Here is a 25278-nt window from a genome sequence, read left to right as displayed (position 1 = left end):
ACGGCGGCATAAACTCCCAGCCGCCTATCAGCAGACTCGGTTTAACCGAGGACAACCTCCTGAGGCTCCACAGCTAAAGAGCCGTACACCGAGGAGATCACGATATAATCGTGAAGACCATCGCGCGGGGAATGCCGGGATGTCTCGGCTGAACCTGTGGTTCCTGCCGCCTGCATTTTTTTCGCAGGCGGGCCATGGGGGCGGCCAGCTCCCGGCATTCCCTGCGCCCTCGTGTTTCGCGCGGGCTCATCGATCCCATCAGCCCGGGCGCGCTGCGTCGCGGGATCTCGCCGATGCGCGCCAGAAGGCTCAGCCTGCGCGCGCGCGAGGCAGAACGAGCGGGAGGACGCCCCCATGAGCCGACGAGCGACCTTCCCAGTGGCCGTTTGCCCAGCGCCCGGGTGCTCGCGCCGCAGCCGGATTTGATCTACACGGGGGCGTTTACGATGGACCATTCATGACGTCTCGCGCGCACCGGTGCGGGGGACAATCCGGAGTTGCATATGTCGCCCAGCCAAGCATCGCCCCTGACCCTCGTTGCGGAAACGGCCGAGATCCTGACCTCGCTCGGCGTTGCGCCGGAGCGGCTGCGCGGTGGGACGCGCGCCGCGCGTTCGCCCGTGACCGGCGAGGTGTTGGCCCATGTGCACGACGACACCAGGGCGGATGCGACCGCGGCGATCGCGCGCGCCCATGCCGCGTTCTTGCAGTGGCGCCTCGTGCCCGCGCCGAAGCGTGGCGAGCTGGTGCGGCTGTTGGGCGAGGAGCTGCGCGCCCACAAGGCTGCGCTCGGTCGCCTGGTCTCGATCGAGGCCGGCAAGATCGTCTCCGAGGGGCTCGGCGAGGTCCAGGAGATGATCGACATCTGCGACTTCGCCGTCGGCCTGTCGCGCCAGCTCTATGGGCTGACCATCGCGACCGAGCGCGCCGAGCATCGCATGATGGAGACCTGGCATCCCCTCGGCGTCACCGGCGTGATCTCCGCCTTCAATTTCCCAGTGGCGGTGTGGGCCTGGAACGCGGCGATTGCGCTGGTGTGCGGCAACAGCGTCGTCTGGAAGCCGTCGGAGAAGACGCCGCTGACCGCGCTCGCGACCGACGCGCTGCTGGCGCGCGCGCTGCAACGTTATCGCCGCGAGGGTGGTGAGGCGCCGGAGGGGCTTGCCGGCCTGCTGCTCGGCGGCCGCACGGTCGGCGAGATGCTGGTCGACGATGCCAGGGTGCCGCTGGTGTCGGCGACCGGCTCGACCGCCATGGGCCGCGTCGTCGGCGCCTGCCTTGCCGGCCGCTTTGCCCGCGCCATCCTCGAGCTCGGCGGCAACAATGCCGCGATCGTCACGCCGACGGCCGATCTCGGTCTGACCCTGCGCGCCGTGGCGTTCGCCGCGATGGGCACCGCGGGCCAGCGCTGCACCAGCCTGCGCCGCCTATTCGTGCATGCCGATGTCTACGCCCAGCTCGTGCCGCGGCTGAAGCAGGCCTACGCCTCGGTCGCGATCGGCAATCCGCTGGAGCAGGGCACCTTGATCGGCCCGCTGATCGATCGCGGCGCCTACGACGCCATGCAGGACGCGCTGAGCGCCGCGCGCGATCACGGCGGCCGCGTGTTCGGCGGCGAGCGCGTCGCCGTCGGCGGCTTCGAGCAGGCCTATTACGTCCGGCCGGCGCTGGTCGAGATCGAAGCGCAATCAGGCCCGGTCGAGCGCGAGACCTTTGCGCCGATCCTCTACGTGATGCCGTATCGTGATCTCGATACCGCGATCGAGCTGCACAACGCCGTGCCGCAGGGCCTGTCGTCGTCGATCTTCACCAATGATCTGCGCGAGGCCGAATTGTTCGTGTCCTCGCGCGGCTCCGATTGCGGCATCGCCAACGTCAATATCGGTCCCTCGGGCGCCGAGATCGGCGGCGCGTTCGGCGGCGAGAAGGAGACCGGCGGCGGCCGCGAGTCCGGCTCGGATTCGTGGAAGGCCTATATGCGCCGGGCCACCAACACCGTGAACTACGGCCGCAGCCTGCCACTGGCGCAGGGCGTCAAGTTCGACGTCGGCTGATCGATGCGATGGGCCTTCCTCATCGGCGGAACCGCTTCGATGGGTCGCGCGTTGCGCGCTGAGAAGGAGATGCACCATGGCAGCGAAGAAGAAGACATCCACCGCGAAGTCCGCGCGCGGACGCAAGCAGGATCGCGCCCGCGTCGGGGGTGGACAGGACTACGAAGTCCGCTACGAAGCCAAGAAAAGCGGCCGCTCGGCGTCCGCGGTGAAGAAGGCGGTCAAGAAGGTCGGCAACAGCCGGAAGAAAGTCGAGCGCAAGCTTACGCGCCAATGACGTCAATGTTGCTTCGGCCGCTCCGGCGGCCGAAGCGATCCCCTCGCCCAGCGGAGCGCCTTGGGCGAGTGCAGCGGATCGGGCCCATCGCAGGTCGGGCAAGTAAGCTCGCGGCGCCCGCCCTTGCCCTCGCGAACCGCGAGCGCACGGCCGCAGGTCGGGCATGGCTTGCGCAGCAGCCACGGGACCGGATGATTCGGCATGATTGCGCCTCCCGCTGGAGGCCTCAGGCTAGGGCATCTCGGGGTAGCTACGGAATCACTTATTTGAATCTCGGCGGATATTCCGGCTCTCCGTGCCGTGAACAATCAGGACAGGTGTCGCCGGTCGCGGCCAGGACATCCTCGATCGCCGCGAGCGCGTCCGAACTACACAAGCCGCGTGGCGGATCGTCGCGTGCGATGCGAAGTGCCCGCGCCAGCGCATGCGGATCGCCGCGCTCGCGCATCCAGCCGTGCTGTTCGCATTCGACGATCGCGCCGGCCTCGCGCAGAGTGGCGACCGCCCAGCGCTCGAGACGCTGGCTCTTGGAATGGTGTGTGACGGCAGTCTGCATCGGCCATTCTCTCCCGCCGGGAGAATCCATGAATCGGCTGGCGTTTCCAGGCCCGGCCTGCAGGGCAGGGATTCCAAAATGGAGGGGCTGGCTTGCCGCGGATTGTTCGGCGGTCCGGCTTGAGATTGCCGCGGGCCGGGGCCATCCTTGATGGAGTACGCGTGAAACGGATGCAGACCGGAATGCAGATCAAGGCCAACGAGGATTTGCTGCTCATCATCGATGTGCAGAACGATTTTTGTCCCGGCGGCGCGCTCGCCGTGGCCGACGGCGATGCCGTGGTGCCGGTGATCAACCGGCTGAGCGGGATGTTCGATCATATCGTCCTCACCCAGGACTGGCACCCGGCGGGACACAGCTCGTTCGCCTCGAGCCACCCGGGAAAGGCGCCGTTCGAGTCCGTCACGATGCCCTACGGACCGCAGACCTTGTGGCCGGATCACTGCATCCAAGGCACGCCGGGCGCGGCCTTCCATGCCGATCTTGCGACCGACAAGGCGCAGCTCATCATCCGCAAGGGCTTTCGTGCCGCGATCGATTCCTACTCGGCGTTCTTCGAGAACGACAAGACCACGCCCACCGGCCTCGCCGGCTATCTGCGCGAGCGCGGCCTGAAGCGGGTTTTTCTCGTCGGTCTCGCCACCGATTTCTGCGTGCACTATTCGGCGGTCGATGCGCGGCGGCTCGGCTTCGCGGCCATCGTCGTCGACAACGCCTGCCGGGGCATTGACCTCGGCGGCTCGATGGCGGCGGCCAAGGCGCAAGGCGCGGAGGCCGGGGTCGAGCGGATCGCCGAGCTGGCGTGATGACAATGGACTACGCCGCCGCGCCGATGGTCGGCTCGGCGATGGCGCCGGCGACGCGAACACGGACGCGCAGCGCGTTGCCGGGAAGGTAGGCGATGGGCATGTCCTCGACATCGACCGTCTTGAGCGTGTCGCGGTCGGCGCCGGCCTGCACCGCGCGCTCCTCGGCGATGGCCCGCGCCGCCGCGATGGCCTCGTCGCGGGTGAGGTCGCGGAAGACCTGGTCGGCCTCGCCGGAGACCTGGGCGATGGCGGCGCCGACCGCATTGGCGCAGTCGCCATGGTCGACGCGGACGGTGTTGGAGATGCCGGCGAGGCGCTCCGGCACCAGGAAGGCACCGCCGCCGACCGCGAGCAGCGGCACGTCGCCGGCCTCGGTCTTCATGCGGTCGATGTCGCCCTCGAGCTTGCGGTGGGCGTCGGCGAGCGCGGCGTCGATCAGGCCTTTCGGCAGATGCGCGACGCGCGATCTGTCGCCGATGTCGATCAGCCCCGCGGCGACCGCGATGTCGGTCGCGGTCAGACGGTCGCCGCCAAATACCAGCGCGTCGGATGTCAGCCGGTATCCGACGCTGAGCGGGCCGACGCGGACCGGATCCTGCTCGACATGGCTGCCGCCACCGAGTCCGATCGAGAGCAAATCGGGCATGCGGAACAGCGTGCGGACGCCGCCGACCTCGACGACGGCGTTGGCCTCGCGCGGAAAACCGTGGCGCAGCTGGCCGATGTCGCTGGTGGTGCCGCCGACGTCGACCACCATGGCGTCGTCGAGGCCGGAGAGATACGCGGCACCACGCATCGAGTTGGTGGCGCCGGAGGCGAAGCTCATGACCGGGAAGGCGGTCGCGATCTCCGCCTGCATCACGGTGCCGTCGTTCTGCGTCAGGAACAGCGGCGCATCGATGCCGGACTCCGCGATCGCCTTGCGGAAGGCGGCGACCGTCGTGACCGCGAGGTCGTGGAGCGCGGCATTGAGCAGGGCGGCGTTCTCGCGCTCCAGCAGTCCGATGCGGCCGAGGTCGTGCGACAAGGTGACGGCGACCTCGGGGCAGATCTCTGCGAGGATCTCGCGCGCAGTGTTTTCGCAGCTCGGGTCGAGCGGCGAGAACGACGAGGCGACCGCGACCGCGCGCAGGCCCTTGGCCTTGATCGCGTGCGCGGCGGCCCTCAATCCGGCCGTGTCGAGCGGCATGAAAGGACGGCCATCATAATCGTGGCCGCCTTCGAGCATGAAGGTCTCGGCGCTGACCAGCGCGGCGAGATCGGCCGGCCAGTCGCAGAACGGCGGCAGCGAGGCGGAGGCGGGCATCCCGATTCGGATGGCGCCGATCCTCTGCAGGTGCCTCCGCTGCACCACCGCATTGATGAAATGCGTGGTGCCGATCACGACCGCATCGACCGGCACGGCCGCGGCGGGATTTTCTCGCAGCGCCCTGAGCGCGGCGAGAATGCCGGAGGTGACGTCGGCGGTGGTTGCGCTCTTGACGGAGTGGACGACCTCGTCGTCGGCAATCAAGACGGCGTCGGTGTTGGTGCCACCGACGTCAATGCCAATCCGCTTCATTCTCAGGGAGCTCCAGGGGTCGCAAACAGCGACCGGAAATCGAGGTCATAGCCGAAGGCGCGCGGGCCGACGAATTCGAGCCCGCGCGGGCTGGTCAGCACGGCCGGTGCGGGCAGCGCGATCACGGTGACGCGCTGGCCGTAGCGCACCGTCTCGGTGCCGATGCCGTGGCCGTTGACGCTGTCGAGCACGCAGATCAGGTCCGGCGACATCGCGATGGCTTCGCCATCGCGCCAAGCCACGATCCATTCGTTCTGGAACGACAGCTTGAGCCGGGTGCCGCGATCGTCGTCGCTGCCCTCGATCACGGCGCTGCCGCGCAGAAATCCTTCGGTGGTGCGGCGCTCGACGTCGACGATCTTGCCATTGAAGAGCCGCTGCCCGCCCTCGCAATCGAGGATCGCCGCGATCGGATCGTGGTGGCTCCTGTTGGCGGCCTCGACCGCGCGGCCGATGGCGATGGCCTTGGTGGTGGTGAAATGGATGCCCCAGTCCTTGACCTCGCGGCCCGTGCGCGGCGCCTTGCTGGTCGAGGCGATCGAGCCCATCTCGACGCAGATCTTGCGGCTGGCGCGCTCCATCCACTTCCAGCTCGGCACCTTGGTCACGACGGCCTCGATGCCGCGCGGATCGTAGAGCGTGCAGGGATAGGGCTTGAGGTCGCCGATCGCGACCGACGTCATCTGCGCCTCGGGAAAGGCGCGGCCCATGCAGTCGGCGTCGACCACGGGGATGTTCAGATGCGCCGCCGCCATCAGCGCCTGCATGCCGTTGCCGCCGCCGATCTCGACCGACATCACGGCGCGAAATGTGATGCCGTTGATCTCCTCCTGCATGCGCACCGCACGCGCGATGCTGCGGCTGTCGGCCAGCCGTTCCTGCCCGACCAAGGGGGCGCCCATGTTGGAGACCACCGCGACCCAGTCGTCGTCGGCGAGGTCGAGCGGCGACATCATCTGCACGCGATGTCCCTCCGCATAGAGCCGGCGCAGGTTGAGCAGGCCGAGATAGGGACTGCCGCCGCCGCCGGTGCCGAGGATCCAGGCGCCGACCGCGAGCGCCTCGATGTCGTCGAGGCTGATCGTCTCCATGCCGGCTGCGCTCACGGCACGAGCTCTTCGACGGTGCTCTGTGACTGCGGCGCACGGTACTGCTGCGGGAATAAGAATCCAACGTTCACAATATCAATCCTCGAGAATGACGAGATCAGCCGGACGCCAGTCGAGCGTGACCGTTTGACCGGGCGCGTGGAGCGGACCAGCTCCGGAATTCGGCTGTTGCGCCAGCACGTGCTGGCCGCTCTCCAGGGCGATGCGGTACAGCACCGCGCCGCCGAGGAAATTGGTGCTCTCGACGGTGCCGCGCGCGGACATGCCTGTCCGCTTGGCATCGGCCACCTCGGCTGGCGACACCGAGATCTTCTCCGGCCGCAGCGCGACCGACAGAACCTCGCCCTCGGCTGCTGCGACCGTGTCCGCCAGGGCCAGCACCAGACCGTTGCCGACGGCTATGCCGACGCCATTGTCCAAGGTCACGCGCTGGCCGCGAAAAATGTTGGTGTCGCCGATGAAATCGGCGACGAAACGCGTTCGCGGCTGATCGTAGATCTCGACCGGGGTACCGATCTGCTCGATGCGGCCGGCGTTCATGACCGCGATGCGGTCCGACATGGCCAGCGCCTCTTCCTGGTCGTGGGTGACGAACACGAGGGTGAGGCCGAGCGTCTTCTGCAGCTGCTTGAGTTCGAACTGCATCTGCTGGCGCAGTTTCTTATCGAGCGCGCCGAGCGGCTCGTCGCAGAGCAGCACGCGCGGCGAGATGACGATGGCGCGGGCGAGCGCGACGCGCTGCTGCTGTCCGCCGGACAGTTGCGCCGGCCTGCGGTTCTCCAGGCCTCCGAGTTCAACCATCGCCAGCGCTGCCTTCACCTTCGCGGCAATCGTCGCCTTGTCGATCTTGCGCATGCGCAGGCCGAAGGCGACGTTCTCGGCCACGGTCCGGTGCGGAAACAGGGCGTAGTTCTGGAACACCATCGCCATGTCGCGCTTGTGCGCCGGCACATGGGTAATGTCGGCGCCGTCGAGGCGGATCTCGCCGGCGCTTGGGCTGTCGAAGCCGGCGATCATGCGCAGGGTGGTGGTCTTGCCGCAGCCGGACGGGCCGAGCAGCGAAAAGAACTCGCCAGGCCTGATGTTCACGGCAACCGCATCGAGTGCGCGTACGCCGCCGTCATAGATCTTGCTGACCGCGGCGATCTCGATGGCAGCGCTCATGCGCGGAAGATCCGGTTGACCCGGCTGTCGATCTCGTCTTTTCGTGCATTGTACCACTTCCAGTCGACCTGGATCAGCTTGCTGACCTTCTCCGGCGTCGTCAGCAGCTTGGCGTCATACTTGGCGTCGAGCTTGACCTTCTTGTTGGCCGGCGAATACCACACCGTCTCGGCGAGGCGCTTTTGAACCTCGGGGCGCAGCATGTAGTTGATATAGGCGTTGGCGAGCTCCTTCACCTTGCTGCCGGGCGTGATGCTCAGCACTTGCTCGAGCGACAGCACGCCCTCGTTCGGCGTGACGAAGTCGACCGGCTGGTTCTGACCGTCGTAACGATAGATGCCGGAATCATGCAGGATGCCGAGGCCGACCTCACCGGACAGGATCAGCTTCTCCATCGCGCCGGTGAAGTCGACCAGCTTGATCGGCTTCAGCTTCTCCAGCGCTGCATAGGCGGCGTCGAGGTCGGTCTGGCCCTTGCCATACAGCGCGCCGCACATCATCACGAACGCCTGTCCCAGGCTATTGGCTGGGATCACATAGCCGCCGCGCGCGCCATTGAATTTCGCATCCCAGTAGTCTTTCCACGACGTGACGCTCCCATAGCCCTTGTCGGTGCGCATGCCGAGACCGATGGCGCTGGTGAAGATGCAGACGCCGACGATCTTGTCGCTGACGGCGTAAGGATAGACGTCGGCGATATTCGGAACCAGCTTGGGGTCGACCTTGGGCTCGACGAGACCCATCTCCACGGCCGCCCACTGCTCGTTGGAGTTGGTGTGCAGCACGTCGTAGACCGGGGCCGAGCGTGAGCTCGCCTGCAGTTTTGGCAGGAACGGCAGCGCGGTGTCGGTCTTGAGCTTGCACTTGAACTCGCTCTCGAAGGCCGGGCCGATCTCGGCTTTCATCACGTCACCCCATTTGCCGCCCCAGCCGGTGACGTTGAGAACGGGCTCATCCGCACGCGCGACATAGGGAGCAGCGACAACGCCGGCGCCGAGCGACGCAGCCGCGGTCAGCAGGCGGCGGCGGCTCAGAGGAAAACGACGCGATGAGGCGGTCATGTCCGGGATCTCCCTTAGAGTTTGACGTAGGAGCGAAGACCTACGGTGCGGTCGAGCGCGATGACGACGATGAAGGCGAGCAGGATCGAGACCACCGAGGCCGCGCCGATGGTGCCGTCGAGATCGAACTTCAGATAGTTGAACAGCGTGATCGGCAAGGTCTCGCTACCCGGCGCGACCAGGAACAGCGACACCGGAAACTGGTCGAACGAGACGATGAAAGCAAAGATCGCGCCTGCCAGAACGCCGGGCTTCACCAGCGGCAGAGTGATCTCGAAGAAGGCCCGGGTGGGGCTGGCGCCGAGATTTTGCGCGGCTTCCTCCAGCCTGACATCGAAATTATGCAACACCGCGAGTGTGGTGCGCACGACGTAGGGAATCGTCACCAGCGTATGGCCCGCGACGAGGCCCCACAAGGGACGCCCGACATCGAGCAGCACGTAGGACTGGAACAATGCAAGACCGGTCAGGATCGCGGGCAGCATCAGCGGCGACAGCATGGTCGCCACGATCAGCCGAGAGCCTGGCAGGTTGCCGCGGGCGATCGCCAGCGCGGCCGACGCGCCGAGCACGGTGGCCGCGACCGTGGTCATGGCCGCAACTTCGATGCTGAAGAGCAGCGCGTGCATGAAGTCGCGCGAGGCGAAGAACTTCTCGAACCAGCGCAAGGAGACGCCGACTGGCGGAAACTGGATGAAAGGCGTGGGGTTCAGCGCGAACACGATCACGATCGCGATCGGCGCCAGCAGGAAGGCGAGGATGCCGGTATTGGCGGTGAGATAGAGCCTGCGACCCCACCGGAGCGGCCGCGTCTTGCTGCGAGGGGCAGGTGTGGCCGCCAGATCGATCGGCGCAGCAAGCGGCGGCCGCGATCCTGGAGCAAGGCTCGTCATATTGGCCCTCATTGCAGCTCGCGTTGGCCCGAAACGAGGCCGAGCACGTGATTATACGCGACAACGAGCGAGAGCGAAATGATGAGCAGCACCATGCCGAGCGCAGCCGCGAATCCGACGTTGAAGTTCGCGGAGATCTGCTGGTAGATCAGGATCGGCAGGGTCATGATCTGGAAGCCGCCGAGCAGGATCGGCGTGACGTAGGCGCTGATCGCGAGCGCGAAGACGAGCAGCGAACCGGCGAGGATGCCGGGCAGGCTGAGCGGCAGGGTGATTTCGAGAAAAGCGCGCCACGGGCTGGCGCCGAGATTCTCCGCCGCCTGCTCCAGCCGTTCGTCGATGCGGCCGATCACGCCAGTCAGCGTCAGCACCATGAAAGGCACATAGATGTGGACGAGGCCGATGATGATGCCGGTCTCATTGTACATCAGCTGCAACGGCCTGGTGATCAGCCCGAGCGCGGTCAGGATCTGGTTGATGACACCCTTGTCGGACAGCAGCGTCATCCAGGCGAAGGTGCGCACCACGATGCCGGTCAGCATCGGCGCCAGCACGGCCATCAGCAGCAGTGCATGGCCGGTGCGGCTCTTGATCCGCGCCATCCAATGCGCGAGCGGGTAGCCGATCACGAGCGCGGCCAGAGTCGTCCAGAGGCCGATCCGGATCGTGGTCCAGATCACCTCGAGATAGTAGCCGTCATCGCCCATGCGGGCATAGTGTTTGGCGGTGAGGGCGACGTTCGGCATGACCACGGGGTTGCCGGTCAGGACGCTCATCAGCGCCATCAATCCGATCGGCAGGAAGAAGAACAGCGCGAACAGCAACGCGCTCGGCAGGATCAACAGCGCCATGCTGTTGACGCGCGGCGCGCTGCTGCTCGTCATCAGGAGGCCAGTCCGGCCAGTTGCTCGATGGTCTGGCCGAGCGGATCGCCGGTCATGCGCCGCAGCTTGGCGGCCATCGCGCCGAGCTCGCGGCGGACGTTGGCGCGCTCGATCTCGGTGGTCGCCTGCACCGAATAGGAGACGGCGATGCCGATCAGCTCGCCGCTCTCGCCGCTCGCCAGCGCAAAGCCCTGCGAGCCGACGCCCTCGATGGCCTCGTCGGCGGCGTCCGAGATGCCGGTCCGGCGGATCTCGTTCAGCCGCGCCATCAGCTCGGTGAAGTTCTGCGGCGAGTTGGCTGGGACCTTCGGGTAGTCGAGCGGCACGCGCGCCCGGATCTCCTGGTCTGACAGACGCGCCAGCATGGCGCGGCCGTTCGAGGTGATGATTGCCGGCGTGCGCTGGCCGGGCGGGTTGACGACGCGCAGCGGATTGGAGCCGGGCACGATCCGCAGCACCACCTGCTGATAGCCGTCGAGCACGGCGATGTAGCCGGTGTGGCCAGTGCGCGCGCAGACATCGCGCAGTTCGCCCTCGGCGGTGGCGATCAGGTCGTCATGGGCCCGGTGAAGCCGCCCGAGCTCGAAGGTCAGCAGGCCCGGGCGGTAGCGTCGGCTATGTGGGTCCTGCTCGAGCAGGCCGCAATCGCGCAGCGAGCGGAGCAGGCGTGAGGTCGAGCTCTTCGGCTTGCCAGTCAGGACCTGGACGTCGGCAAAGGAGAGGTCGGGTCGCGCGGTCGAAAAGCAGCGCAGGATGTCGATGGCGTTGGTCAGGGCGCTCATGATGATACCGTTTGTTCCATTTTTTGGAACATAGTCCCAAATTCTAGAAGCGGCAGGGCGACTGCCGCAAGGCGAAATTACTGGCAAGGAGGTGCCCGAATGCGCGTCAGGGTGGTGGTCGGGGCGCCGGGCGCTGAAGGAGCATGCTCGGCCTCACTGCGCCACGGCGGACCTGATGCGACCGATGGCGGCGTCGACGCCCGTCCAGGCCGGCTTGTCCGGGGCAAATTGCTGACGGAGATAAGCGACGAGTTCGGCGAGCTGGACGTCGCTGAGATGCTCCTTGAACGCCGGCATGTAGCCGAGGTCGGACGAGGCCGGCTTCATGATCCCGTGCAGGATCACCTGGATCAGATTGTCGGGTGTGGCGCTGTGCAGGTTGCTGTTCAGCGCCAGCGAAGGCCGGCTGCCGAACAATGGCAGGCCGCCGACCTCGTGACAGACCGCGCAGGCGCCGAGATAGAGCCGTGCCGCCGGAGACGGCGTCGAGGTCACCTTGGTGCGCGCTTCCAACTCCGCGGCCATCGCCTCCAGCTTCGCTGCCGCGGGCGAGGGCGTCTGGAACGAGGCGAGATAGATCGCCATGGCCCGAATGTCGGCATCGGGCAGCGTCGCGAGATCCTTGACGATCGGTGCCATCGGACCGGCGGCCACGCCATGGAAGCGCGACTGACCGGAGCGGAGATAGGTGTAGAGCTCGTCCTCGGTCCACGGGATCGGGGCGCTCGAGAGCGAGGTCAGCGCTGGGGCTTCCCAGCCCTCGGCGAAGCCGCCAGCGAGATATGCGTTGCGTTGCTCGGCGCCGAGCGCGTTGCGCGGCGAGTGACAGGCGCTGCAATGGCCGAGGCTTTCGACGAGATAGAAGCCGCGATTCCACTGCTCGGATCGTGTTGGATCACGCCTGAACGGCTGCGTGTCGTGAAACAGTGCATTCCACCCGGCGACCAGCGGCCGCAGGTTGAACGGGAAGCGCAGCGCGTTGTCCGGCGCCTGCTGTCGGACCGGTGCCTGTGCCATCAGGTAGGCGTACAGCGCCTGCAGGTCGGCATCATCGGTTCGTGCGAAATGCGTGTAGGGGAACGCCGGATAGAGCTGCCGGCCGTCGCGATGCACGCCCTCGCGCATCGCGCGCTCGAAGGCGGGATAGGACCAGGCGCCGATCCCGGTCTCGACGTCGGGCGTGATGTTGGTGCTGAACAGCGTGCCGAACGGCGTCTCCAGCGCACGGCCGCCGGCATTGATCAGGCCGCCGTCCGAGGTGTGGCAGACCGCGCAATTGCCGAGCGCCGCGAGCGCCTCCCCGCGCGCGATCGTCGCAGCGGAATAGACCGAGGGATCGGGGCGGGTGATCGGCGCGATGGCGCGCCAGGGCAGCACGGCTGCCGCGACGCTGATGGCCGCGGCGCAGGCCGCGACGGCGCTGGCGATGAGGCCGCCGCGTTTCGCGAACGGCTTGAGCCATGTCGCCGTGGGCCTTTCGGGTGCAGGAAGAGACTGTGGCTTCGCAGGGTCGACCTGCTCGCCGCGCAGTCCTTTCAGGATGCGCTCCGGCGTGAATGGCGGCTCGCGGAAGCGGACGCCAGTGGCGTCGTAGATCGCATTGGCGATCGCGGCGGCGCTCGGCACGGACGCGGACTCGCCGACGCCGAGCGGCGGCTGATCCGGTCGCGGCAGCATCAGCACGTCGATCTCAGGCACGTCGGGGAAGGTGATGATCGGATAGGCGCCCCATTCCCGCGCCGCGACCTTGCCGCGCGTGAAGGGAATCTCCTCCATCAGCGCCCGGCTGGTGGATTGGATGACGTTGCCTTCGATCTGGTGGCGTACCCCGTCCGGATTGATCATCAGGCCGGAGTCCTGGCCTGCGATCACCCGCGTGACGCTGACATCGCCGGTCGTCGTATTCACGGCGACATCGGCGATCCAGGCCGACCATGCCGCGCCGTAGCCGGGAAACTTGCTGTGGACGTAGAGCGCGTAGGCGAAGCCGCGGCCATGGACGACGCCGTTCTCGGGCGTCTTATTTTCCCGCACGGGGCGCGGCGTCCAGCCGGCGCGTTCGGCCACGGCGTTCACGAGATCACGCGCGCGCTCGTCTTTCAGATAGCGCAGCCGGTATTCGATCGGGTCGACGCCGGCCTCCGCAGCGAGCTCGTCGATATAGGACTCGTGCGCGAAGGTATTGGGCAGCGCCGAGACGCCGCGGATCCAGGAGGCGCGCACGATCGGCGGCATGTCATGCGCTGTGATGCGCATATGGTCGTAATCATAAGGCGGAATCGCGGTGCGGTCGCCCATCTCGAACACGGCGGGCTCCGGCGCGATGCGGCCGGTGAGCAGCAAGGCCAGCGTCGGCGCGCCGTTCGAGGGATAGCGCGTGGCGAATTCATAGGCCGCAACCGAACCGTCGGCATTGAGGCCGCCATTGACGTCCATCAGCTGCGCGGTGCCTTTGGGCTCCCACAGATGCTCCTGCTCGCGCGTCAGCTGCACGCGCACCGGGCGGCCGACCGCACGCGACAGCAGCAGCGCATCGGCCGTGACATCGTCGGCGCAGTTGCGGCCATAGCAGCCGGCGGCCTCCAGCCGGACCAGCTCGATGTGATCCTCTGGACACTCGATCAGCCTGGCGAGATCGCCGCGCAGGATGTGTGGATTCTGCGTGCCGGAATAAATGCGGATCTGCCCGTCGCGATAGTCGGCGACAGCGCAGGACGGACCGATCGAGCCGTGCATCTGATAAGGCCAGAGATAAGTCCGCCGCATCGGCTTGGCGGCGTCGGCGATGGCGTCATCGACATTGCCCTTGTCGAGCAACCGTCGCGGCTCGGACGGATTGGCCCGCAGCGCGTTCTCGACATCGTCGAGATCGCGCAAGGCCGGTACCGGCTTCCAATTCACCTCGAGGCGCTCGGCGGCCAGGATCGCGTTCTCCTCGCGCTCGGCGACGACGCCGATGAAGTCGCCGATGACGACGACGTCGATCAGGCCCGGGACACCGCGCACCGAGTCTCTGTCGACGTCAAGCAGGCTGGTGCCGATGAACGGTCCGGCATCGACGCCGGCATAGGGTGGGCGCACGACGCGGCCGTGCAGCATGCCGGGCACACGCACGTCATGTACGTAGGTGAGCTCGCCGGTCGCCTTCGCCGGCAGATCGACGCGCGGCACCGAGCGGCCGACGACCTGATAGTCGTTCACCGACTTGACGATGATATCGTCGGCGAGCGCGAGGCTGATCGTCTCATCGCCGATCAGTTCGCCATAGCTGAGGACGCGGTTGTTGGGCCCGCGGATCAGCCCGTCCTCGACCGTCAAATCCTGAACGTCGAGGCCGAGCTGCGTGGCCGCTCGCGCCAAGAGGAAGGCGCGCGCCTGCGCCGCCGCCTTGCGCAGGGGTGCGGCGGTGATCTGAATTGTCTCGCTGGCGATGGTCGCGCCCTGGTTCGGCACGACCGCGGTGTCACCGAGCACGACCACGACGCGGGCGAAGGAGACGTCGAGCTCTTCTGCAACGATCTGTCCCAGCGCGGTGCGGATGCCGGTGCCGAGATCGACATGGCCGTTGAAGGCCGAGACCTCGCCTGCCGCCGTGATCCGGATGAAGGTTTCGAACCGGCCATTGTTGCCGGCCATGGGACGCTCGACGACCAGCCAGCCGCGAGGCATGTCTTCGTCCTTGGTGAGGCGATCGTTCATCAGTCCAGCGCCTCGAGCGTGTGGCCGGCCGCCCGCATCGCCGCGCGGAGGATCTCGACATGGGCGCCGCAGCGGCAGAGATTGTAGCGCAGCGCCTGCTTGATCTCGTCGCGTGACGGATTGGGCTTGATCGCCAGCAGTGCCTTGGTCGTCATGATCATGCCGTTGAGACAATAGCCGCATTGCGCAGCCTGCTCGGCGATGAAGGCCTGTTGCACCGGATCGGGCGCCTCGCGCGAGCCCAGCCCTTCCAGCGTGGTGACATCGCGGCCGATGCAGCCTTCCACCGGAATGACGCAGGAGCGGGCGGCGCGGCCGTCGATCAGCACGGTGCAGGCGCCGCATTCACCCAGGCCGCAGCCGTATTTCGGACCGTTCAGGGCGAGGTCGTTGCGCAGCACATGAAGCAGGGGCGTGCCGGGCGCGGCGGCGACGTCGTGCGCCCGTCCGTTCACGGTCAGCCGAATCATTGCTGGCGTCATGCCCTTCTGTCGTCCGCTATGCTATCGTTAACGAGGATGCGATGGCGATCGCTCCGAGCGTATCGTTTGTGTACTAACATGCAAGTGCCACGTTTTGCGCTGCAGCGTATGCACGATTTGTCGTCATTGTGCAGGGCAAACTGATCGTTTATCCGGCAATCGTGCTTTTCGTTCGCGGTGGCGCTTGACAGTCGGCGGAGGCGCGCGACATCATTCGTGTACGAACGAATTGCCGCGGCGTGTGGACGTTTGCCGCCAGCTCCGCTTCAAGATAGGCTTCTCTGCATGGTGACCGAAACGGCGAGCGACGGTGCCGCGGACAAGATCCGCTGCGATGCCTGTCCGGTGATGTGCTACATCAAGCCGGGCGCGGCAGGTGCCTGCGACCGTTATGCCAATCAGGACGGTGTGCTGGTGCGCGTCGATCCGCATATCCTGCTGGAGCGCACGGTGTCGCATGGCGGCAAGCTGGTGCCGTTCCAGGCGAGCGGCGACTGGGACGGCAAGATCGTGCATCAGCCCGAGCTGTTCGTTACCGCGATCGGCGCCGGCACCACCTATCCGGACTACAAGCCGGCGCCGTTCATCGTGTCGTCGGTGGTCGATGGCGTCGACATGGTCACGGTCGTGACCGAGGGCATCTTCAGCTATTGCGGTGTCAAGGTGAAGATCGACACCGACCGCTATCTCGGACCGGAAGCGGCGACGGTGCGCGTCGACGGCGAGGCGGTCGGTCACGTCACGACCAGCGAATACGGCTCGCAGATGCTGTCGCTCGGCGGCGTGCATCATCTCACCGGCGGCTCCAAGAAGGAGGGGCGTGTCACCTGTGACGCGCTGATGGACCTCAGCAACCGCAAAGCCGTGGAACTCGTGGTCGACGGGGGCTCCAGCGTGATCGTGCAGGCGGGGCAGCCCCCGATCGTCAACGGCGTCAAGGAAGAGCGCATGCGCGTCGGCTGCGGCTCGGCGACGATCGGCATGTTCGCCAAGCAATGGCAGGGCAAGGTCGACGAGGTCGTCGTGGTCGATGATCACATCACCGGCGTTCTGTCGGAGCACCAGGCCGGCAAGCTGCTCGACATTCCCGCGACAGGCATCAAGATGAAGGGGCGGCGCTCGACGCCGGGTCGCTACTTCCAGGTGGCGCAGCCCGGAACCGGCTGGGGCGGCACCGACATCTCCGATCCGCTGTCGATTCTCGGGCCGTTCGATCCGAAGACGGCGAAGCCGGGAACGACGCTGCTGATGGTGTCCACGACGGGCGAGCATGCCGGATACTACGTGCTCGACGAGACGCTCAGGCCGGTGCAGCGCGAGGTGCCGCCGGAGCTGCAGTTCTCGGTCGAGCGCATCCAGGAGAACTGCGAGCCGGCGCTGTGCACCGTGCTGTTCATGGCCGGTGCCGGCGGCTCGCTGCGCGCTGGCGTCACCGACAATCCGGTGCGGCTGACGCGCTCGGTCAAGGATACGCTGACGCGGGTGACGAGCGGCGGTGCGCCGGTCTATGTCTGGCCGGGCGGCGGCATCACCTATATGGTCGACGTGACCCAGATGCCGGCCAGCGCCTTCGGCTATGTGCCGACGCCTGCGATCGTCGCGCCGATCGAGTTCACGCTGAGGCTATCGGATTATGCGGCGCTCGGCGGGCACATGGACTACGTCCAGCCGCTCGCTTCGCTGAAGGATGTCAGCAAGGACATTCGCCAATTGCCGTGGCCGAGGCCGGGCGCATGAGCCGGCGGCCACAGATCGCCTTGTTGCCCGACCGGCGGCTGCATCTGCAGGACGGCCCGATCGATCTGATCATCGGCGCAGATGCGGCCGATGGCGATATTGGTGCGGCCTATCGTGCGGCGGCCGAGCGTTTCACGGGGCTGCTCGACGAGCTGTGTGCGGAACTGTCCGTGCTGCGCAGAGGGGCCGATCAGGATCGCTGCCCGTTGAAGGGCGTCGTCGCGCAGCGGATGCATGCCGCCGTGGTGCCGTTTGCGCGCGAGATGTTCATCACGCCGATGGCGGCTGTCGCGGGTAGTGTCGCCGAGGAGATTCTCGGCGCGATGCGCGGCGCGGCGAAGCTGACGCGGGCTTATGTCAACAATGGCGGTGACATCGCACTCCATCTGCGGGATGCCGCCACGTTCAGCGTCGGGCTGATGGACCGTCCCGACGGCGCGGGCGTGATGCGGAGGATGACGCTTCGTGCTGCCGACGCGATCGGCGGTGTCGCCACATCGGGCCGCCACGGTCGCAGCTTCTCGCTGGGCATTGCCGATGCGGTGACGGTGCTCGCGCGTAGCGCGGCGCAGGCCGATGCGGCTGCGACGGTGATCGGCAACGCGGTCGACCTTCCGGGTCATCCGGCCGTGCTTCGCCGACCTGCGTGCGAGCTGCAACCGGAGAGCGATCTCGGTGACCGTCTCGTCACATGCGAGGTCGGAGAGCTCCGTGATGCCGAGGTTGCCGAAGCGCTGGCCGCGGGCGAGCATCGTGGGCAGTCGCTGCTGTCGGCCGGTCTGATCGAAGGCGCTGTTCTGCAGCTCCGCGGCAACATTCGCGTTGTCGGTCCGCGCGCGGTCGAGATCGTTCGTCGGCCGCAGTTGCGGGCGGCGGCGGCGTGAGGTTTGATGCATGATGTGCAGGAACACGAAGGATCATCGATGAGCGCCGTCATCAGGAAGATCGTGACCGTGGTCGAGGAAGTCCATCAGGAGATGGGCCGGTCCGTCTCGCCGCCGACGCGGCGGGCTGCGGCAGTGGCGGTGATCGAGAATCCGTTTGCCGGCCGCTATGTCGAGGACCTGTCGCCTCTGATTGCGATCGGCGAGGAGCTGGGCGAGATGCTGGCCAAGCGCGCCGTGGCCGCGCTCGGCATTGAAGGACCGGCCGCGCACAGCTACGGCAAGGCGGCCGCCGTCGGCAGCGACGGCGAGCTGGAGCATGCGGCCGCGATCCTGCATCCAAAGATGGGGGCGCCGGTGCGCAAGGTGCTCGGCAAGGGCGCGGCGCTGATCCCCTCGTCGAAGAAGCGCGGCGGCGTCGGCTGCACGCTCGACATTCCGCTCGGCCACAAAGATGCGGCCTTCGTGCGCAGTCATTTCGACGGCATGGAGGTGCAGATCAACGACGCGCCACGCGCCAATGAGATCATGGTCGCGCTCGCGGTCACCGACAGCGGCCGTCCGCTGCCGCGCGTCGGCGGGCTCACGGTCGCCGAGATCAAGGGCGAGGACGGTCTACGGTAATTCGACTCAACATGGAGGCTGAAGGGATGCGACGGAGAACGATGCTTGCGGCAGGCCTGGGCCTTGCCGTCGCGGGACTGACGGGCGCGGCGCGCGCCGAGGACGTGATCAAGATCGGCGAGATCAACAGCTATTCGCTGCTGCCGGCCTTCACCGAACCTTATCGCAAGGGCTGGCAGCTCGCGGTCGAGGAGGTCAATGCAGCCGGCGGCATCAACGGCAAGAAGCTCGTCGTCGTCTCCAAGGACGACAGCGGCAAGCCGGCCGATGCGCAGACCGCAGCCAACGAACTGGTGTCGAGCGAGAACGTCGCGATGCTCGCCGGTACGTTCCTGTCGAACATTGGCCTCGCCGTCAGCGACTTCGCCAACCAGAAGAAGGTGTTCTTCCTGGCGGCCGAGCCGCTGACCGACGCCATCACCTGGGCGAAGGGCAACAAATACACCTTCCGCCTGCGTCCGTCGAACTACATGCAGGCGGCGATGCTGGTGGAGGAGGCCGCCAAGCTTCCCGCCAAGCGCTGGGCCACGATCGCGCCGAACTACGAATACGGCCAGTCGGCCGTCGCGGTGTTCAAGAAGCTCTTGTCGGAGAAGCGCCCCGACATCCAGTGGGTGGACGAGCAGTGGCCGCCGCAGGGCAAGATCGACGCCGGTCCGGTGGTGCAGGCCGTCGCGGCCGCCAATCCGGAGGCGATCCTCAACGTCACCTTCGGCGCCGATCTCGTGAAGCTGGTCCGCGAAGGCAACACCCGCGGCCTGTTCAAGGACCGCAAGGTCGTCAGCTTCCTGACCGGCGAGCCGGAATATCTCGATCCGCTCAAGGAGGAGACGCCCGAGGGCTGGATCGTCACCGGCTATCCCTGGTACTCGATCAAGACGCCCGAGCACGACGCGTTCCTGAAGGCGTATCAGGCCAAGTACAACGACTATCCGCGGCTCGGCTCGATCGTCGGCTACCAGACCATCAAGTCGGCAGCCGCCATTCTCGCCAAGGCCGGCTCGGCCGATACCGACAAGCTGATCGCCGCGGCCGAGGGACTGTCCGTGCCGTCGCCCTTCGGTGAAATCACGTTCCGTAAGATCGACCACCAGTCGACGCTCGGCGCTTACGTCGGCAAGACCGCGCTGAAGGACGGCAAGGGCATCATGGTCGACGCTGTCTACCGCAAAGGCTCGGACTATCTGCCTGGTGACGCGGAAGTCGGCAAGCTCCGGCCGAAGGACTGATCCACACGATCCTGCTTCTCCCTCTCCCGCAGGGGGAGAGCGGGCGGGGTGAGGGAATACGACGCCTGATCTACAGGTTCGGGCCGAGATCCCTCACCCCACGCTTGCTCGTCAGCTCTCTGAAGGAGCGCCCGAGCGCAAATGCGGCTCATCGATTCGACGATCTCCTCACGCGGACCGCCCATGGCCTTCTACTTCGTCCAGTTCCTGACCGGCCTTGCCAGTGCAGCCTCGCTGTTTCTGGTGGCGTCGGGACTGTCGATCATCTTCGGCGTCACCCGCATCGTGAATTTCGCCCATGGCGCGTTCTACATGCTGGGCGCTTATGTGGCCTTCTCGCTCACCGAGCGGCTGTCCGGTCCGCTCGGCTTCTGGGGAGGCATCGTCGTGGCGGCGCTCGCGGTCGCGGCCATCGGCGTGCTCGTCGAGATCGTGCTGCTGCGCCGGATCTATCACGCGCCGGAGCTGTTCCAGTTGCTCGCGACCTTCGGCTTGACCCTGATGGTCGAAGATCTCGTGGTGCTGATCTGGGGACCGGATGATCTGGTCGGCCGCCGCGCGCCGGGATTGAAAGGTGCGGTCGATTTCTTCGGTCAGAACATCCCGAGCTACGACCTGTTCCTGATCGCGCTCGGTCCGATCGTGCTCGGTGTGCTCTGGTTGCTGTTCCAGCGTACCCGCTGGGGCATCCTGGTGCGCGCGGCGACGCAGGACCGTGACATGGTGGCGGCGCTCGGCGTCAATCAGAAGTGGCTGTTCACCTCGGTGTTTGCCGTCGGCGTCTTCCTCGCCGCGCTCGGCGGCGCGCTGCAGATCCCGCGTGACGCGGTCCATCACGCGATGGATCTGCGCATCATCGTCGAGGTGTTCGTGGTCGTCGTGATCGGCGGCCTCGGCAGCATCCTCGGCGCCTTCGTTGCCGCGGTTCTGGTGTCGGAGCTCAATGCCTTCGGCATTCTCATCTTCCCCACGATCTCGCTGATCCTCGTGTTCCTGGTGATGGCCGTCGTGCTGGTCGTGCGGCCTTGGGGCCTGTTCGGCAAGAAGGAGGCGCCGGCGCGGCGCACACCCGGTCTCACCGTCATTCCCTGGCGTCCGCTGACCTCGGTGGAGCGGCTGGCGTCTCTCGTCGCGCTGGCGCTGGCAGCGATGCTGCCTTTCATCGCCGGCAACTACGCGCTGACCGTCGGCGCCGAGATCGCGATCTTCGTGATCTTCGCGGCGTCGCTGCATTTCCTGATGGCGGTCGGCGGGCTCGCCTCGTTCGGTCACGCCGCCTATTTCGGCCTCGGCGCTTACGGCGTCGCCTTCCTCGCGAAGATGGCGGGGCTGCCGATGATCGCCTGCCTCTTGCTGGGGCCGCTGCTCGGCGCGCTTGGTGCGGCCGTGTTCGGCGCCTTCGCCGTCCAGCTTTCGGGCGTGTATTTCGCGATGCTTACCTTGGCCTTTGCGCAAATCGTGTGGTCGATCGCGTTCCAATGGGTCGCGGTCACCGGCGGTGACAACGGCATTCTCGGGCTCTGGCCGGAGAAATGGGCCGCGTCGCCGTCGCACTTCTACTGGCTCGCGCTCGGCGTCTCCGCGTTCGTCGTCAGCGTGCTGCGCCTGATCACCTTCTCGCCGTTCGGCTACGCCTTGCGCGGAATGCGGGACTCTCCGCTGCGCAGCGAGTCGATCGGCATCAACGGCAAGCGCATCCAGTGGACGGCGTTCATCATCGCCGGCACGACGGCCGGCCTCGGCGGTGCGCTGTTCGCCTATCTCAAGGGCAGCGTCTTTCCGGACAACATGGGCATCTCGCTGTCGGTCGATGCCCTGGTCATGGTGCTGCTGGGCGGCGTGGAGACGGTGCCCGGCGCGATCTTCGGCGCCATCGTCTACAAGGCGCTCAACATCTGGCTGGTCAGCCAGACCGACTGGTCGAAGCTCGTGCTCGGCATCTTCATCGTGCTGATCGTGGTGGTGTTCCCGAAAGGCATCGTGGGCGTGGTTGAAACCGTCATGCATCGGCGCCGCGCAGCGGCCCCCAAGGGGGCTTCGCTGTCGGCCAAGATGGAGGGCGCACAATGAGTCTCGGCGTGTCGCTGCTCTCCGTCGAAGGCCTGTCGAAATCCTATGGCGGCATTCACGCCGTCCGCAACGTGTCGTTCACGCTGCAGGCCGGCGAGATCCTCGCGCTGATCGGTCCGAACGGCGCCGGCAAGAGCACCTGCTTCGACATGCTCAACGGCCAGAACGTGCCGGACAGCGGCCGCATCACCGTGATGGGGCAGGAGACCACGGGGCGAAAGCCGCGCGAGGTCTGGCGGCTCGGAGTCGGCCGCACCTTCCAGATTACCGCGACCTATCCGACCATGACGGTGCGTGAGAACATCCAGGTCGCGCTGGTCTCGCATCATCGCCGCCTGTTCGATTTCTGGAGCCCGATGCTTGGCATCGCGCGGGACGAAGCAGATCGCCTGCTCGATCTCGTCGGCATGGCCGGCTATGCCGAGCGTCCCTGCGGCGAGCTCGCCTATGGCGACCTCAAGCGGCTGGAGCTCGCGATCGCGCTCGCCAACCAGCCGAAGCTGCTGCTCATGGACGAGCCGACTGCCGGCATGGCGCCGCGCGAGCGCGTCGAGCTGATGCGGCTGACCGCCGGAATCGCGCGTGAGCAGTCGATCGGCGTCCTTTTTACGGAGCACGACATGGACGTGGTGTTCGAGCATGCGGACCGCATTCTCGTGCTCAATCGCGGCAGCCTCATTGCCGAGGGATCGCCAGCCGAGGTGCGGGCCAATCGCGAGGTGCAGGCGATCTATCTCGGCGAAGGCCTGCTGTATGATGCCGATCATCGCGAGGGAGCTCCAGCATGAAGCTGTCCGTCGCCAATCTCAACAGCCACTACGGTCCTGCGCATATCCTGTTCGACATCGGCCTTGAGGTCGGCGAGGGCGAGGTGGTGGCACTGCTCGGGCGCAACGGCGCCGGCAAGTCGACGACCTTCCGCTCGATCGTCGGCCTGGTCGAGCTGCGCGAGGGCCAGATCATGTTCGAGGGCAAGGACATCTCGTCCGCGCCGACCCATGAGATCGTCCGCGCCGGCCTCGGCTATGTTCCGGAAGAGCGCAGAATCTTCACCGAACTGACGGTGGAGGAGAATCTCGAGGTCGGGCGCCAGAAGCCGCGGCCCAATGCCCCGCAATGGACCCGCGAGAAGTTGTATCAGCTGTTTCCAAATCTCGGCGAGATGAAGAGCCGCCCGGGCGGCCGCATGAGCGGTGGTGAGCAGCAGATGCTGACCATTGCTCGGACCCTGATGGGGAATCCGTCGCTGGTCCTGCTCGATGAGCCCTCGGAAGGCCTGTCGCCGAAGATCGTGGAGCAGATGGTCGATGCGATCCTGACCATGAAGAAGGAAGGCGTCTCGCTGGTCGTCTCCGAGCAGAACCTGCATTTCGCGAAGCTGATCTCTGACCGCGCCTACATCATCGAGCGCGGTCGCATCTGCTTCTCCGGCACCATGGCCGAGCTCGACGCGCGGCCCGACATCCGCGACGCGCATCTGTCGATCTGAGGCGAGGAAAGATATGGCCAAGAGCGCCCCGCTGAAGCGATCGACAAAAGCGGCGACCAAGACGACGCCGAAGCCACAGGCCAAGCAAGCCGCGAAGGCTGCGCCAAAGCCAGCCCGCACGGCCTATGTGCTGGACGACCAGATCGGCTTCATCCTGCGGCAGGTGTGGCAGCGCCACACCATGATCTTCGCGCGCGATATCGGCAGCAACCTGACGCCGACGCAATGGGCGGCGCTGTCGAAGCTGGTCGAGACCGGACCGTGCTCGCAGAACCAGCTCGGACGGTTCACGGCGATGGATGTCGCGACCATCAAGGGCGTGATCGATCGGCTGACGGCGCGCGGTCTCACTGAAACCAGCCCGGACCCGCAGGATGGTCGCAGGCTGTTAGTCAGCCTGACCCGCGCCGGCCAGCAGCTCGCGGAGAAGACCGCGCCGCTGGCGCTCGCCATCTCCAAGGAAACGCTGGCGCCGCTGGATGCGAAGGAACGCGAGACGCTGCTGGGGTTGTTGAACAGGCTGCGGTAGCCCTTCCTCCACGTCATTCCGGGGCGTCGCGAAGCGACGAACCCGGAATCCCGAGCTGAGGGAAAGAACAGCGCAGGCCAATCTCGGGATTCCGGGTTCGCCCTTTGGGCGCCCCGGAATGACTGTGTATGCCGCTCTACGACGATATTACTTCGCCACGATCTCCGGGATCTTCGTCGCCGGCGGCGTGTTGCGGCTGCGCTGGGTGCGGACGATGCCGTCGATGATGGTCATGCCGATGCCCGGGAGGTCGCCGAGCTGGACGCTGTCGAGCAGCGTCTTGGCCGGCGAGTGCTGCGCCTTGTCCATGATGACGAAATCGGCGGAGCGGCCGATTTCGATCAGGCCGCAGTCGAGCTCGCGCATCCGCGCGGTGTTGCCGGTGGCGAAGCAGAACGCGATCTCGGCCGGCACGTCGCCGAGCGAGGACAGCAGCGACACCATGCGCAGGATGCCGAGCGGCTGCACGCCGGAGCCGGCCGGCGCGTCGGTGCCGAGGATGACGCGGTTGAGCTCGTTCATCTCGCGCGCGGTGCGCAGGGTGAACAGCGCCGAGCGCTCATTGCCGTTGTGCACTAGCTCGAGCCCGGCCTTGCAGCCCTCGCAGATGCAGCGGATCTGGTCGTCGGGCAGGGCGGTGTGGCCGCCATTGATGTGCCCGATGACGTCGGTGCCGGCCTCCAGCACCACGTCCTTGTCGATCAGGCCGGAGCCGGGGATCGACGGACCGCCGGTATGGATGGTGCTCTGGATGCCGTATTTTCGCGCCCAGCCGACCATCTTGCGCGCGGTCGGGCCGTCCTTGACGCCGCCGAGGCCGACCTCGCCGAGCAGCTTGACGCCGGCCGCGGCAAGCTCCTTGAAGTCGTCCTCGACCATCTCGCATTCGATCACGGGCGCGCCGGCATGCACCTTCACGCCGCCGGGCCGCAGCGTCCAGAACGCGCGCTGCGCGAAGATCGCCATCGCCTTCAGGCCGACGACGTCGCGCGGACGGCCGGGCATGTGCACCTCGCCGGCGGAGATCATCGTAGTGACGCCGCCATGCAGATAGGAGTCGATCCAGTTGGTCTGGTTCTGCCGCGGCGTCCAGTCGCCGGCGACGGGATGGACGTGGCTGTCGATCAGGCCTGGTGCGACCGTTGTGCCATGGGCGTCGACGATCGTAGTCGCGCCTTCGGTGTCGACGTCCTTGAAGCGGCCGATTCCCGTGATCTTGCCGTTCTCGGCGACGATGGTGTCGGCATCCAGGATGGGCCGTTCCAGCGCGCCGGACAGCATCAGGCCGATGTTGCGGATGACCAGCTTGCTGGGACCGGTCGCTTGCGGCGCGTCATGGGCCATCGGGATATCCTTCTCTCCTGGCGAAGCATTTTGCGGCAGTT

Annotated in this window: 22 protein-coding genes; 11 read left to right on the top strand and 11 right to left on the bottom strand. The window is 66.6% G+C overall.

All coding sequences use genetic code 11. The annotated features are described in order from the left end of the window. Positions 1–503: 503 nt before the first annotated feature. Both QW881_RS19300 and QW881_RS19295 read left to right on the top strand, forming a co-directional pair. Positions 504–2054 carry an aldehyde dehydrogenase family protein gene (locus tag QW881_RS19300; RefSeq protein ID WP_315758082.1) on the top strand — a complete coding sequence of 517 codons (1551 nt, stop codon included), beginning with the start codon at positions 504–506 and terminating at the stop codon, positions 2052–2054. Positions 2055–2130: 76 nt separating this feature from the next. Then, on the top strand, positions 2131–2331 hold the full coding sequence (locus tag QW881_RS19295) for a DUF3606 domain-containing protein (protein WP_315758081.1): 201 nt from the start codon (positions 2131–2133) through the stop codon (positions 2329–2331). Between the two features lie 262 nt (positions 2332–2593). Here QW881_RS19295 and QW881_RS19290 read toward each other — a convergent pair whose 3' ends face one another. Further along, positions 2594–2887, bottom strand: a complete 294-nt coding sequence (locus QW881_RS19290; protein ID WP_315758080.1) for a hypothetical protein — start codon at positions 2885–2887, stop codon at positions 2594–2596. A 170-nt stretch (positions 2888–3057) separates the two neighbouring features. Between QW881_RS19290 and pncA the strand changes: the two genes are divergently transcribed. Continuing rightward, positions 3058–3693 carry a bifunctional nicotinamidase/pyrazinamidase gene (gene pncA / locus QW881_RS19285; protein ID WP_315758089.1) on the top strand — a complete coding sequence of 212 codons (636 nt, stop codon included), beginning with the start codon at positions 3058–3060 and terminating at the stop codon, positions 3691–3693. A gap of 10 nt (positions 3694–3703) precedes the next feature. Here pncA and QW881_RS19280 read toward each other — a convergent pair whose 3' ends face one another. The 9 genes from QW881_RS19280 to QW881_RS19240 all read right to left on the bottom strand — a co-directional run bounded on the left by QW881_RS19280 (position 3704) and on the right by QW881_RS19240 (position 15331). After that, positions 3704–5257 carry a hydantoinase/oxoprolinase family protein gene (locus QW881_RS19280; RefSeq protein WP_315758079.1) on the bottom strand — a complete coding sequence of 518 codons (1554 nt, stop codon included), beginning with the start codon at positions 5255–5257 and terminating at the stop codon, positions 3704–3706. A 2-nt stretch (positions 5258–5259) separates the two neighbouring features. After that, positions 5260–6348 (bottom strand): DUF917 domain-containing protein, encoded by a 1089-nt coding sequence (locus tag QW881_RS19275; RefSeq protein WP_409999023.1) that lies wholly within the window; start codon positions 6346–6348, stop codon positions 5260–5262. A 93-nt stretch (positions 6349–6441) separates the two neighbouring features. Continuing rightward, entirely contained in the window at positions 6442–7530 is a 1089-nt protein-coding gene (locus tag QW881_RS19270; protein ID WP_315758077.1) for an ABC transporter ATP-binding protein, read from the bottom strand. After that, positions 7527–8591, bottom strand: coding sequence for an extracellular solute-binding protein (locus QW881_RS19265; RefSeq protein WP_315758076.1), 1065 nt, complete (start codon positions 8589–8591; stop codon positions 7527–7529). The genes QW881_RS19270 and QW881_RS19265 overlap by 4 nt, the downstream gene beginning before the upstream one ends. A gap of 14 nt (positions 8592–8605) precedes the next feature. Then, positions 8606–9484 carry an ABC transporter permease gene (locus QW881_RS19260; protein ID WP_315758075.1) on the bottom strand — a complete coding sequence of 293 codons (879 nt, stop codon included), beginning with the start codon at positions 9482–9484 and terminating at the stop codon, positions 8606–8608. An 8-nt stretch (positions 9485–9492) separates the two neighbouring features. After that, positions 9493–10368 (bottom strand): ABC transporter permease, encoded by an 876-nt coding sequence (locus tag QW881_RS19255; RefSeq protein WP_315758074.1) that lies wholly within the window; start codon positions 10366–10368, stop codon positions 9493–9495. After that, positions 10368–11150 (bottom strand): IclR family transcriptional regulator, encoded by a 783-nt coding sequence (locus QW881_RS19250; RefSeq protein WP_315740919.1) that lies wholly within the window; start codon positions 11148–11150, stop codon positions 10368–10370. The genes QW881_RS19255 and QW881_RS19250 overlap by 1 nt, the downstream gene beginning before the upstream one ends. A gap of 153 nt (positions 11151–11303) precedes the next feature. After that, positions 11304–14849 carry a molybdopterin cofactor-binding domain-containing protein gene (locus QW881_RS19245; RefSeq protein ID WP_409999022.1) on the bottom strand — a complete coding sequence of 1182 codons (3546 nt, stop codon included), beginning with the start codon at positions 14847–14849 and terminating at the stop codon, positions 11304–11306. Beyond that, complete coding sequence (locus tag QW881_RS19240; protein ID WP_315758073.1) at positions 14849–15331, bottom strand: (2Fe-2S)-binding protein; 483 nt, start codon at positions 15329–15331, stop codon at positions 14849–14851. The genes QW881_RS19245 and QW881_RS19240 overlap by 1 nt, the downstream gene beginning before the upstream one ends. Positions 15332–15616: 285 nt before the next feature. Between QW881_RS19240 and QW881_RS19235 the strand changes: the two genes are divergently transcribed. From QW881_RS19235 to QW881_RS19200, 8 genes are all read left to right on the top strand, one after another. Beyond that, entirely contained in the window at positions 15617–17068 is a 1452-nt protein-coding gene (locus QW881_RS19235) for a 6-hydroxynicotinate reductase (protein WP_315758072.1), read from the top strand. Then, a complete protein-coding gene (locus QW881_RS19230; RefSeq protein ID WP_315758071.1) occupies positions 17065–17952 on the top strand; it encodes a UPF0280 family protein in 888 nt (295 codons plus the stop codon). The genes QW881_RS19235 and QW881_RS19230 overlap by 4 nt, the downstream gene beginning before the upstream one ends. A gap of 39 nt (positions 17953–17991) precedes the next feature. Beyond that, positions 17992–18576 carry an amino acid synthesis family protein gene (locus QW881_RS19225; RefSeq protein ID WP_315715503.1) on the top strand — a complete coding sequence of 195 codons (585 nt, stop codon included), beginning with the start codon at positions 17992–17994 and terminating at the stop codon, positions 18574–18576. 26 nt (positions 18577–18602) lie between these two features. Next, positions 18603–19805, top strand: a complete 1203-nt coding sequence (locus QW881_RS19220) for an ABC transporter substrate-binding protein (RefSeq protein WP_315758070.1) — start codon at positions 18603–18605, stop codon at positions 19803–19805. Positions 19806–19988: 183 nt separating this feature from the next. Next, entirely contained in the window at positions 19989–21875 is a 1887-nt protein-coding gene (locus QW881_RS19215) for an ABC transporter permease (RefSeq protein WP_315758069.1), read from the top strand. Beyond that, positions 21872–22663, top strand: a complete 792-nt coding sequence (locus tag QW881_RS19210; RefSeq protein WP_315758068.1) for an ABC transporter ATP-binding protein — start codon at positions 21872–21874, stop codon at positions 22661–22663. Before QW881_RS19215 ends, QW881_RS19210 begins: the two co-directional genes overlap by 4 nt. Further along, entirely contained in the window at positions 22660–23364 is a 705-nt protein-coding gene (locus QW881_RS19205) for an ABC transporter ATP-binding protein (RefSeq protein ID WP_315740912.1), read from the top strand. The genes QW881_RS19210 and QW881_RS19205 overlap by 4 nt, the downstream gene beginning before the upstream one ends. Before the next feature lie 13 nt (positions 23365–23377). Further along, positions 23378–23893, top strand: coding sequence for a MarR family winged helix-turn-helix transcriptional regulator (locus QW881_RS19200; RefSeq protein ID WP_315740911.1), 516 nt, complete (start codon positions 23378–23380; stop codon positions 23891–23893). 147 nt (positions 23894–24040) lie between these two features. Here the strand turns inward: QW881_RS19200 and QW881_RS19195 are convergent, their stop codons facing one another. Continuing rightward, complete coding sequence (locus QW881_RS19195; RefSeq protein WP_315740910.1) at positions 24041–25237, bottom strand: amidohydrolase family protein; 1197 nt, start codon at positions 25235–25237, stop codon at positions 24041–24043. Positions 25238–25278: the final 41 nt, after the last annotated feature.

Source organism: Bradyrhizobium sp. SZCCHNS3016, assembly GCF_032484535.1.
Taxonomy (GTDB): Bacteria; Pseudomonadota; Alphaproteobacteria; order Rhizobiales; family Xanthobacteraceae; genus Bradyrhizobium.
This window is presented reverse-complemented; position numbering and strand designations above follow the sequence as displayed.

What these genes read in the sequence shown, in the direction of transcription:
- QW881_RS19300 (WP_315758082.1), top strand. Translation starts at nt 504, where the DNA reads ATGTCGCCCAGCCAAGCATCGCCCCTGACCCTCGTTGCGGAAACGGCC.
- QW881_RS19295 (WP_315758081.1), top strand. Translation starts at nt 2,131, where the DNA reads ATGGCAGCGAAGAAGAAGACATCCACCGCGAAGTCCGCGCGCGGACGC.
- QW881_RS19290 (WP_315758080.1), bottom strand. Translation starts at nt 2,887, where the DNA reads ATGCAGACTGCCGTCACACACCATTCCAAGAGCCAGCGTCTCGAGCGC.
- pncA (WP_315758089.1), top strand. Translation starts at nt 3,058, where the DNA reads ATGCAGACCGGAATGCAGATCAAGGCCAACGAGGATTTGCTGCTCATC.
- QW881_RS19280 (WP_315758079.1), bottom strand. Translation starts at nt 5,257, where the DNA reads ATGAAGCGGATTGGCATTGACGTCGGTGGCACCAACACCGACGCCGTC.
- QW881_RS19275 (WP_409999023.1), bottom strand. Translation starts at nt 6,348, where the DNA reads ATGGAGACGATCAGCCTCGACGACATCGAGGCGCTCGCGGTCGGCGCC.
- QW881_RS19270 (WP_315758077.1), bottom strand. Translation starts at nt 7,530, where the DNA reads ATGAGCGCTGCCATCGAGATCGCCGCGGTCAGCAAGATCTATGACGGC.
- QW881_RS19265 (WP_315758076.1), bottom strand. Translation starts at nt 8,591, where the DNA reads ATGACCGCCTCATCGCGTCGTTTTCCTCTGAGCCGCCGCCGCCTGCTG.
- QW881_RS19260 (WP_315758075.1), bottom strand. Translation starts at nt 9,484, where the DNA reads ATGACGAGCCTTGCTCCAGGATCGCGGCCGCCGCTTGCTGCGCCGATC.
- QW881_RS19255 (WP_315758074.1), bottom strand. Translation starts at nt 10,368, where the DNA reads ATGACGAGCAGCAGCGCGCCGCGCGTCAACAGCATGGCGCTGTTGATC.
- QW881_RS19250 (WP_315740919.1), bottom strand. Translation starts at nt 11,150, where the DNA reads ATGAGCGCCCTGACCAACGCCATCGACATCCTGCGCTGCTTTTCGACC.
- QW881_RS19245 (WP_409999022.1), bottom strand. Translation starts at nt 14,849, where the DNA reads ATGAACGATCGCCTCACCAAGGACGAAGACATGCCTCGCGGCTGGCTG.
- QW881_RS19240 (WP_315758073.1), bottom strand. Translation starts at nt 15,331, where the DNA reads ATGACGCCAGCAATGATTCGGCTGACCGTGAACGGACGGGCGCACGAC.
- QW881_RS19235 (WP_315758072.1), top strand. Translation starts at nt 15,617, where the DNA reads ATGGTGACCGAAACGGCGAGCGACGGTGCCGCGGACAAGATCCGCTGC.
- QW881_RS19230 (WP_315758071.1), top strand. Translation starts at nt 17,065, where the DNA reads ATGAGCCGGCGGCCACAGATCGCCTTGTTGCCCGACCGGCGGCTGCAT.
- QW881_RS19225 (WP_315715503.1), top strand. Translation starts at nt 17,992, where the DNA reads ATGAGCGCCGTCATCAGGAAGATCGTGACCGTGGTCGAGGAAGTCCAT.
- QW881_RS19220 (WP_315758070.1), top strand. Translation starts at nt 18,603, where the DNA reads ATGCGACGGAGAACGATGCTTGCGGCAGGCCTGGGCCTTGCCGTCGCG.
- QW881_RS19215 (WP_315758069.1), top strand. Translation starts at nt 19,989, where the DNA reads ATGGCCTTCTACTTCGTCCAGTTCCTGACCGGCCTTGCCAGTGCAGCC.
- QW881_RS19210 (WP_315758068.1), top strand. Translation starts at nt 21,872, where the DNA reads ATGAGTCTCGGCGTGTCGCTGCTCTCCGTCGAAGGCCTGTCGAAATCC.
- QW881_RS19205 (WP_315740912.1), top strand. Translation starts at nt 22,660, where the DNA reads ATGAAGCTGTCCGTCGCCAATCTCAACAGCCACTACGGTCCTGCGCAT.
- QW881_RS19200 (WP_315740911.1), top strand. Translation starts at nt 23,378, where the DNA reads ATGGCCAAGAGCGCCCCGCTGAAGCGATCGACAAAAGCGGCGACCAAG.
- QW881_RS19195 (WP_315740910.1), bottom strand. Translation starts at nt 25,237, where the DNA reads ATGGCCCATGACGCGCCGCAAGCGACCGGTCCCAGCAAGCTGGTCATC.